General features: G+C 67.8%; 7 protein-coding genes. 5 read left to right on the top strand and 2 right to left on the bottom strand.

The genetic code is table 11. The annotated features are described in order from the left end of the window. Positions 1 to 1,866, top strand: a 1,866-nt coding sequence (locus tag ACFV9M_RS41645) for a hypothetical protein (RefSeq protein ID WP_385079623.1), incomplete at its 5' end; no start/stop codon positions are given. A 42-nt stretch (positions 1,867 to 1,908) separates the two neighbouring features. Here ACFV9M_RS41645 and ACFV9M_RS41650 read toward each other — a convergent pair. Beyond that, positions 1,909 to 2,490, bottom strand: coding sequence for a recombinase family protein (locus ACFV9M_RS41650; RefSeq protein WP_385079621.1), 582 nt, complete (start codon positions 2,488 to 2,490; stop codon positions 1,909 to 1,911). Between the two features lie 332 nt (positions 2,491 to 2,822). On the opposite strand from ACFV9M_RS41650, the gene ACFV9M_RS41655 reads away from it, so the two are divergent. Continuing rightward, on the top strand, positions 2,823 to 3,353 hold the full coding sequence (locus tag ACFV9M_RS41655; protein WP_385079618.1) for a hypothetical protein: 531 nt from the start codon (positions 2,823 to 2,825) through the stop codon (positions 3,351 to 3,353). Beyond that, positions 3,350 to 3,637: a hypothetical protein gene (locus ACFV9M_RS41660; RefSeq protein ID WP_385079615.1), complete on the top strand. Its 288-nt coding sequence runs from the start codon at positions 3,350 to 3,352 to the stop codon at positions 3,635 to 3,637. Before ACFV9M_RS41655 ends, ACFV9M_RS41660 begins: the two co-directional genes overlap by 4 nt. Before the next feature lie 75 nt (positions 3,638 to 3,712). On the opposite strand, the gene ACFV9M_RS41665 is transcribed toward ACFV9M_RS41660, so the two are convergent. Further along, positions 3,713 to 4,084: a hypothetical protein gene (locus ACFV9M_RS41665; RefSeq protein ID WP_385079613.1), complete on the bottom strand. Its 372-nt coding sequence runs from the start codon at positions 4,082 to 4,084 to the stop codon at positions 3,713 to 3,715. A gap of 122 nt (positions 4,085 to 4,206) precedes the next feature. Here ACFV9M_RS41665 and ACFV9M_RS41670 point away from each other — a divergent pair, with 122 nt between their 5' ends. Continuing rightward, a complete protein-coding gene (locus tag ACFV9M_RS41670; RefSeq protein WP_385079610.1) occupies positions 4,207 to 4,599 on the top strand; it encodes a DUF4440 domain-containing protein in 393 nt (130 codons plus the stop codon). Between the two features lie 372 nt (positions 4,600 to 4,971). Further along, positions 4,972 to 5,715, top strand: a complete 744-nt coding sequence (locus tag ACFV9M_RS41675; protein WP_385079607.1) for an IS5 family transposase — start codon at positions 4,972 to 4,974, stop codon at positions 5,713 to 5,715. Positions 5,716 to 5,717: the final 2 nt, after the last annotated feature.

A 5,717-nucleotide genomic window follows, 5' to 3' on the forward strand; every position in this document is an offset into this window, starting at 1 on the left:
CACCAACCCCCTACGGCCGGGGCAGACAGAACGACCGCACCAACGATCATGCCGGGCCACCCCGCACCCCTGCAGGCAATTCAGCAACAGAGTCCTGCGGGCGGGCAAAGCGGCATCGCGGTGCTGGTCGGCGAGTCCTCCACGGGCAAGACCCGGGCCTGCTGGGAAGCAGCCAAGACGCTGCCGGGCGGGTGGCGACTGTGGCATCCGATCGAGCCGGACTACGCGCCGGCCCTGATCGGGCAGCTGGACCAGGTGGGGCCACAGACCGTGGTGTGGCTCAACGAGGCCCAGCACTACCTCCTCAACCAGGAACACAGTACGCGAGTCGCGTCCGGCCTCCGCGAGGTGCTAAACGCCCCCGGGCGCGCCCCGGTGCTGGTGCTGGGCACCATCTGGCACCAGCACTGGCATGAGCTCACTGCTGTCCCCAGGAGTGGCCCGGACCCGTACGCGCAGGCCCGACAGCTGGTCAAGGCGAAGGACATCTCGGTTCCCGCGGCATTCACCGCCGAGGAACTGAAGGCCGTACTGACCGCCAGCGACGGCGATCCCCGACTGACCGAGGCCCTCTCACGTGCGGAGCAGGGGCAGGTCACCCAGTATCTTGCCGGCAGCCCCGCTCTGCTGGAGCGCTACCGCAACGCTCCCGATGCCGCGCGGGTGCTGATCGAGGCTGCCATGGACGCCCGCCGCCTCGGCCACGGCGAGGATCTTCCCCTCACCCTGCTGGAAGCCGCCGCGCCCGGCTATCTGACCGACCAGCAGTGGGACGCTCTGCCCGTCAACTGGCAGCAGACAGCCTGGGACTACGTCACCGACACGCAAGCCTGCCGCGGGGCGCGGAGTCCCCTCTACTGGCGCAGGCCGCGCGGCGGTCAGCCCGCATACGAGCAGCCCCACTACCGGCTGGCCGATTACCTTGAACAACACGGCCGCGAAACTCGCCGCACCGCCCTCGTCCCCACCGCCCTGTGGGGCGCCCTCATCGACTTCGCCGCCCGCGACGACCTCATCTATCTGGCCAGTTCAGCTCAGCACCGGGGCTTGATGCGCGAAGCCTCCCTCTGCTATGTGGCAGCCGTCCGGGCAGGTCACCCGAGGGCTGCCTGGTGGCTGGCCGCGATGCTGGAACACAGCAACCGGATTCCCGAGGCTGTCCGCTGGTACCGATGGTGCGCTGAATCCGGAGCGGACGAGGATGCCTACGCCCGGGTGGCCTGGCTGACCGACCAGTCCGGCCTCGACGTGGAGGAAAGCGTCCGCTGGCTGCGGGAGCACACAGGAACCAGTACAGAGACCGGCACAGCAACGAGTACCGAGGCCGCTCTGGAGGCCCTCGCCTATCTGCTGGATGACCGGCGCGATGAGTTGAACGAGGTATTGAGCCGCCATTATGGGGTGGACGACGAAACCGAGCTGAAGAAGCTTGGCGACCGGCTTGCATACGCAATGGACGAACCGATACCGGTCGGTTACTGGGATGATGACGAGCTTCACATCGGCAGCAGGATGAGCGGCCCGAACCCGTTCATCTTCTGGATAGGTGATCCGCTGGTCGGCGAGGGCCGGATCGACGAGGCCATCCACCACTATCAGTCGTTCTCCGGCGAGAGCACCTACGCGATGCGCCAGGCCGTCAAGCTCCTGGAACAGGCAGGTCGGCAGGAGGAGGCGATCAGCTGGCTCCGGCAAGAGCTGAGGTCCGGAAACGAAAGGAGCCTCTGGATTACTGCCGAGCTGCTGGCACGGATGGGGCGCGGCCCAGAGGCGGAGCGACTTCGCACGTACGGTGTGGAGCCGGACGGGTCAATTGCCCAGCCGTGGGAGGCGATACCGCCAGAGCGGGTGAGCAATAGTCGCTGAGTTCCCTGCCTCGTCCACGGCTGACCGCGCTGACCCACAGGTTCATTCGTTTGTGCGGGCGCGCTCCAGTACCCGGTACACCGTCGCCCGGCTGACGGAGTACAGCTCGGCGAGCTCGGCGATGGTGTAGTCGCCGGTGGCGTGCTCCTTGAGGAGGTGCGCCTGCTGGCGGGCGTTCAGCTTGGGCTGCTTGCCCTTCAGCTTCCCCTTCGCCCTGGCTACGGCCATACCCTCGCGGGTGCGCATCCGCAAGAGGTCCACCTCGAACTCGGCGAAGGTGGCCAGGATGTTGAAAAACATCTTGCCCATCGGGTCCGCCGGGTCGTAGATCGACCCACCGAGGGACAGGCGGACGCCTCGGGCAACGAGTGAGTCGCCGATCTCGCGGGCGTCGGGCACGGAGCGGGCGAGGCGGTCGAGCTTGGGCACCACGAGGGTGTCGCCGGCGCGCACGGCGGCCAGCGCCTGATCGAGGCCGGGACGGGCGCGTTTGGTACCCGTGAGTCCGTGGTCGAGGTAGATCCTCTCCTTCGGCACGCCGAGGCCGAGCAGGATCTCCTGCTGGGCGGTCAGGTCCTGCATGTCGGTGGAGCATCGGGCGTAGCCCGCGGACAGTCCGGCCATAACCAGGAAGTGTACGGATAGCCCCCGCTCACCGTACAGATCACTGGACACCCTAAATGAGACGGTGATCATGCAGGCCACTGGCAATCACCGTTCAAGATCAGGTGTGTCCGTTGAGGGATCCCCTTACGAACACCCTGAACCAACATCAAGGGTCTCTGCTATCCCTTTCGGCCGTACCTCAGCCCCCCATCAGAGGCAGTGTCAAATTATGTGACACCAAACTGCACTCTCTGCTCGGTTCCTACTCGACCCCGGAGGTCCGGGCCGCGCAGCGGCGGATCGTCAGCACGATCAACGCGTCTGGGAGGCTGAACGCCGACGGGCTGGCCATGTGGCGGGAGGTCAACTGCGGCGAGTGGAAGGCCACCGCGGCCGACATCAGTCGGGACCTGGACCTGCTCCAGGTCCCGCACACCATTGTGACGGCTTTCCGCTTCCCGCTCGCCTCCTCCTACAGCAAGGCCATGCGCGAGGGCGAGGAGGTCCGCATCCTGCGCAAGGACCTGGCCCACCTGGTGCCGTGGATGCCCTCGATGGAGCAGACCGTCGCCGACATCCCCGAGGACGCCCCGCACTGGGACTTCATGGTGTTCCAGCCCCGGGCCGACGGCATGGTCATCGCCAAGCTGGCGCTGTCGGCGGAGTGGCCCGCCTGGTCGAAGAAGCAGGCCCGCGCCGCTCGGCTGGTCTGCGCGGAGTGCGACTACGACCTGCGCGAGTTCAAGGACGAGGCCCGGATGCCGTTCGACGTCCGGCTGCCCGAGCGGCCCAAGGCTCGGCGGCTGGTGTGCGGGCAGTGCTGCAACGACGGCGTGGACGAGATGGAGCGCCTGGCCGCGCTCGCGGGAAAGCCGTCTTGAGTACCGTCGAGCCGGGGACGGACAGACTGCTGGTCGCGGAACTGGTGGGACTGCTCAACGATGCCGAGCACTACGACGGCCCTGGCTCTACCCCCGACAGCCGTCTGGCCTACGTCGACCGCCGGGCCGTCCTGCTGCACCGGCTCGTCGACGCCCTCGGTGACGAGTCCTCCCGCTACCTCGCCCAAGACGCCGAGGACCGCGCTGAAGACGTACGGAGTGCGGCCGATGGCTTGGCGCGGGGGTGCGGAGACCCACCGCCCGCACCGCGCCAGTTGCAGTGATGCGGGTACCACAAGGGTGCTGGACAGTCCGTGATGCGGATCTACCCGGACCTGCGCCGGTGCCTGGCCTGACGGTCAGACAGCGCGCAGTCGAGGGGGGTCAGGCTGCTCCGGCTCGACCTCCGCAACAACCGTGAGGGGAACGGGGGGCTCGGCGTCGGTGGTCTCCTCCGCCCGGCGGCGCAGCTTCGATTTAAGGCTGATCAGCCCGCTCTTGACATGCGGTGCGGCCTTCACCGCAGCGGCCCCCAGCGCGACGCCGGTGCCGAGGATCACCAGAGCCGCCTTCGTCCCGTCGAACAGCACGGCGTGCGTGTTGAGCGTGTTGTCGTCATTCCGCGCCAGCGGGCTCTTTCCGCCCGGAGTGCTCGACTGCGAGAGGTGTGTGTCGGAAGGATGCTCTACCAGCATCAGTTCCCTGATCGAGTCACCCCAGTTGAACTCCATGACGCAACTGTAGAGGCGGCCAGGCACGCCGCGGCCCGGAATGCCATGTTCTCCACTTTGGTCAACGGACGAGGACCCGAGGACCCTTTGCCGAGGGCTCCGGGGCGGGAGAGGATGCGTCCATGATCGACACGAATGAGAACCCCGAGGAGCAGGCCGCGATCGCCGTTGCGAAGGACGGTGAACTGCGCCTGCACGACCCCGCCGTCCGGGCCTCCGCCGTCGGCGTCCAGCTGTTCGACCCCGAGTTCGTCGAGGTCGGCGCCTCCGGGCGGCGCTGGACGTACGAGGAGATGGTCGCGGCCCTGCCCACCCTGCACGGCGGAGCGGACAGCCCGCACATCGAGGCCTCCGGCATGCGCGGGGTGCTCCTCGCCCCGGACCTCGTGCACCTGACGTACGAGAGCGTCATCGCCGGACGCCGGGCCCGCCGCAGCTCCCTGTGGCGCAAGGGCGAGGGCGACACCGGATGGCGGCTCTACTACCATCAGGGCACCCCCGTCCCCGAGGGCTGAACACACCTTCAGTCAGGGCTTTCGGGCCTCCCCAAGGGATGGCCTGCCGACCGCCATAGCGCCAGGCAATCTGTGTCTGTTGGGTACCTTGTGTCCCCGGCTTTAGTAGCTGTTGTCGTTCCGATCCTGAGGGGTGGGTGTCGAACGGGAGTCTCGTTCGGGTGATCGCGGCCGGCCGCGGGCATGAAGGCAGGGCCTCTTGGTAGCTCGGGGTTGCGAAGCCGACCGAGATCCAGGAGACCCTGTTGCCGCAGTTGTACGTGCTCGCGCCGGTGGAGTTCAACTCGGCTGCGCCGGGGTGGTGATTGTGTCGCTCACCGGTTCGGGAATGCGGCCGATCATCCGGAACGTGTTCGGCGGTACCCCTCGGATATGACGGACGCGGAGTGGGCCGTGGTCCGGCCGCTGCTGCCGGTGCCGGGCTGGCTGCGGGGCCGGGGCGGACAGCCGGAGGCGTACTGCCACCGAGCGATGCTGGACGCTGTGCGCTATCTCGTGGACAACGGCGTCAAGTGGCGGGCGATGCCCGGCGACTTCCCGCCGTGGGACCGGGTCTACGCGTTCTTCCGCCGTTGGCGCGACCACGTGCTGGTCAGAGAGTTCCACGACCGGCTGCGCGGCCGGGTCCGCCTGGAAGCGGGGCGGGATGCCGAGCCGAGTGCGGGGGTGATCGATTCTCAGTCAGTCAAAGCGGACGCGGTTGTCGGCACGGACAGCCGGGGCTTCGACGGCGGGAAGCTGATCAACGGGCGCAAGCGGCACGTCGTGGTCGACACCCTGGGGCTGCTGCTGGGCGTGATGGTCACGAGCGCGGGCATCGGTGACCGCGCCGCCGCGAAGGTGCTGTTGGAGCAGGTGGCCGACGCGCATCACCGGCTGGAACTCGTCTGGGCCGACGGCGGTTACACCGGCAGCCTCGTCGAGCACTGCCTGGCCGCGTTCGCCCTGGTCCTGGCGATCGTCAAGCGCAGCGACCACACGCGTGGGTTCGTGGTGCTGCCCAAGCGGTGGATCGTGGAGCGTGTGCGCCGTGAGGCGCTTGTTGATCGAGTGGAGGTGAGAGACCTGCACCAACCTGCTGTCGCAGCAGTGGGGTTGAAGCTGAGGGCAGCCTGATC

The organism is Streptomyces sp. NPDC059895 (assembly GCF_042731035.1).
Classification (GTDB): domain Bacteria; phylum Actinomycetota; class Actinomycetes; order Streptomycetales; family Streptomycetaceae; genus Streptomyces.